The following is a 3022-nucleotide window of genomic DNA, read 5'->3' as shown; positions in this document are numbered from 1 at the left end:
GTTGCGCAAACATGGCGGCGGTCATACGACGCTGGTGCGCGCGGCCCCCGCTCATCGCGCCGCCTTGCCGGTGTTCGAGCCGCAAGCGCCGGCGCTGGCGGCGCTCAGCCAGCGGCTGAAACAGGAATTCGATCCGAAGAACATCCTCAATCCCGGCCGCATGGCCTAGAGCAATTCCAGGAAAAGTGTGAAACGGTTTTCCCACAGGAATTGCGTCTAAATAGAGCGTCAGCGATGCAGACCAATTTTTCGCCTGCCCAGCTTGCCGACCCGCATGTCGCGGAATCGGAAAAGATCCTGCGCAAATGCGTGCATTGCGGCTTCTGCACCGCCACCTGTCCGACCTATGTGACGCTGGGCAACGAACTGGATTCGCCGCGCGGCCGCATCTACCTCATCAAGGACATGCTGGAGAACGGCCGTCCCGCCGACAAGGAGATCGTCACCCATATAGATCGCTGCCTGTCGTGCCTCGCCTGCATGACCACCTGTCCGTCCGGCGTCAACTACATGCACCTGGTCGACCATGCCCGCGCCCATATCCAGGAAACCTACAGGCGGCCGCTAATCGACCGCCTGACGCGCGCCATGCTGGCCTTCGTTCTGCCCTATCCCCGGCGCTTCCGCGCCGCGCTCAAGCTGGCGAAGCTCGGCAGGCCGTTTATAGGCCTCTTCGAAAGGGTTCGGGCATTGAAGCCGCTGGCCGCGATGCTGAAGCTCGCGCCGGCATCGATTCCGGCTGCTTCGCCGATGGCCTCCCCAGGCGTCCATGCCGGACGGGGAGCAAAGAAGGGCCGTGTCGCGATCCTGACCGGCTGCGCCCAGTCCGTCCTTGATCCAGCCATCAACGACACCACCATCTCGCTGCTGACACGGCTTGGCATCGATGTCGTGGTGCCGCCCGGCGAGGGCTGCTGCGGCGCGCTGGTCCATCATATGGGGCGCGAAGAGGCGGCGCTTGCCTCCGCAAGGCAAAATGTCGATGCCTGGACCCGCGCCATCGAACAGGGCGGGCTCGACGCAATCGTCATCACCGCATCGGGCTGCGGCACGACGATCAAGGACTACGGCTTCATGCTGCGCCTCGATCCGGCCTACGCCGCCAAGGCCGCGCGGGTGTCGGCGCTGGCCAAGGATATCACCGAGTATCTCGCCGGCATCGATCTGCCCGAACCGGTGCGCAAGCCCGGAACGGTCGTCGCCTATCACTCGGCCTGTTCTATGCAGCACGGCCAGAAGATCACGCGCCAGCCGAAAGAGCTTCTCACCAAGGCCGGCTTCGTCGTGCGCGAGCCGCGCGAGGGCCATCTGTGCTGCGGCTCGGCCGGCACCTACAACATCCTGCAGTCCGAGATTTCGGCCAAGCTGCGCGATCGCAAGGTGAGGAACATCGAGGCCACGGGCGCTTCGATCGTCGCCACCGGCAACATAGGCTGCATCACGCAGATCGCTTCGGCCGCCAGAATGCCGGTCGTGCACACGATAAAGCTGCTCGATTGGGCCTATGGCGGTCCGAGGCCCGAAGGTGTCCGGGAAGAAAGTCTTGTCGCCGCGGAGTGAGATGCTGTCGCGCTATTCCGCCGCGATCTGGTCCGGCACGCCATAGGTCGCGCGATAGAGCGCGCGCTGGCGGTTGAGCGCCACCATGGTGTTGCGCAGCAGGATCGCTACCGTGAGCGGACCGACGCCGCCCGGCACCGGCGTGATCCAGGACGCCACTTCCTTGACGCTGTCGGTATCGACATCACCGACGATGCGGCTTTCGCCGTCGGGGCCGATTTCCGAATTGATGCCGATGTCGATGACGCAGGCGCCAGGCTTGACCATGTCGGCCTTGATCAGCCGTGGTTTGCCGACGGCGACGAACAGCGCATCGGCGCGGCGCGCGTGGGCGGCCAGCGAGCGTGTCATGTGATGGCAGACGGTCACCGTCGCGCCCTCGCTCATCAACAGGAAGGCGATCGGCTTGCCGACGATCTCGGAATGGCCGACGACGACCACCTCGAGCCCCTTGAGTTCGAGCCCGGTTTCCTTCAGCAGTTCGACCGAGGCGGCTGCCGTGCAGGGCGCCAGGTCGAGCTGGTTGTAGACGATGTTGCCGATCGAGGCCGGATGCATGCCCTCGACGTCCTTCAGCGGATGCACCGCCGCCTGCAGCGTCTTGATTGGGATGTGCGCGGGAACCGGCCGCTGGATGATGATGCCGGTGACGCGCGGGTCGGCATTGAGGCCGTGGATCGCGGCTTCCAGTTCACCCGCGGTGATGTCGGCGGCGAAGCGCCTTTCCTCGAAGCTGATGCCGGCAAGGGCGGCCTTAGCGCGCTGGTTGCGCACATAGACGTCGACGGCGTCGGTGTCGCCGACGGTGATCGAAACCAGCTTCGGCGGAAAGCCTTCCGCTGTCGCGATTGCCGCGTCCTCGCGCACCGAAGCGATGATGCGCTGGGCGACCGGGCCACCTCTGAGGTAGCGGCTGTCGTCGATCCGGGTCATGGCTGGCACCTCTGCCTTCTCAGGCAATTCCAGGGAAAGTACGAAGCAGCTCCCTGCGGAATTACGCAAAACTGTGAATTGTGCACTGCAATAGCAGAGGCCGGCGGGGAAATCAGCCCCGAAAGCGAACCGTTCTGCTTTCGGGACGACTTGCCGCTCCCTGCGTACCAAACCCGGCGTGTCGGTCAAAACTGGGTAGGGGGAAACGGCGCATCAAAAACCCGAAAACGAAAAGGGCAGCGCGGTTTCCCGTGCTGCCCTTCTTGACCGGCCGCATCCCCATACGGCCCGTCCCCCGTTATTCCTTCCGATCCGGACAGAGCCGGGTCAGGTGATTCGTCGCAGCTATTATATCACCTCGACCGTGGTTCCGACATTGACCCGCTCATAGAGGTCGACCACGTCCTCATTGCGCATGCGGATGCAGCCCGACGACACCGCGCCACCGATCGTCCAGGGCTGGTTGGTGCCGTGGATGCGGTATTCGGTCGTGCCGAGATAGAGCGCGCGCGCGCCGAGCGGGTTCTCG

The 3022-nt window shown here is 64.4% G+C and carries 4 protein-coding genes; 2 read left to right on the top strand and 2 right to left on the bottom strand.

Translation table 11 applies throughout. The features are described from left to right. The coding region (locus tag J0I79_RS34645; protein ID WP_292870569.1) for an FAD-linked oxidase C-terminal domain-containing protein at window positions 1-169 on the top strand (169 nt) is incomplete at its 5' end. A 65-nt stretch (window positions 170-234) separates the two neighbouring features. After that, window positions 235-1560: a glycolate oxidase subunit GlcF gene (glcF, locus tag J0I79_RS34640; RefSeq protein WP_292870565.1), complete on the top strand. Its 1326-nt coding sequence runs from the start codon at window positions 235-237 to the stop codon at window positions 1558-1560. Between the two features lie 12 nt (window positions 1561-1572). Here the strand turns inward: glcF and J0I79_RS34635 are convergent, their stop codons facing one another. Together J0I79_RS34635 and J0I79_RS34630 are read right to left on the bottom strand one after the other, a co-directional pair. Beyond that, window positions 1573-2493, bottom strand: a complete 921-nt coding sequence (locus tag J0I79_RS34635) for a bifunctional 5,10-methylenetetrahydrofolate dehydrogenase/5,10-methenyltetrahydrofolate cyclohydrolase (protein ID WP_292870562.1) — start codon at window positions 2491-2493, stop codon at window positions 1573-1575. Between the two features lie 348 nt (window positions 2494-2841). After that, on the bottom strand, window positions 2842-3022 hold a 181-nt coding region (locus J0I79_RS34630; protein WP_292870559.1), incomplete at its 5' end, for a L,D-transpeptidase.

This window comes from Mesorhizobium sp., assembly GCF_017306585.1.
In the GTDB taxonomy this organism is placed as follows: domain Bacteria; phylum Pseudomonadota; class Alphaproteobacteria; order Rhizobiales; family Rhizobiaceae; genus Mesorhizobium.
The sequence above is the reverse complement of the archived record's forward strand: the minus strand, read 5'-3'. Positions and strand labels throughout refer to the sequence as shown.

What these genes read in the sequence shown, in the direction of transcription:
- glcF (WP_292870565.1), top strand. Translation starts at nt 235, where the DNA reads ATGCAGACCAATTTTTCGCCTGCCCAGCTTGCCGACCCGCATGTCGCG.
- J0I79_RS34635 (WP_292870562.1), bottom strand. Translation starts at nt 2,493, where the DNA reads ATGACCCGGATCGACGACAGCCGCTACCTCAGAGGTGGCCCGGTCGCC.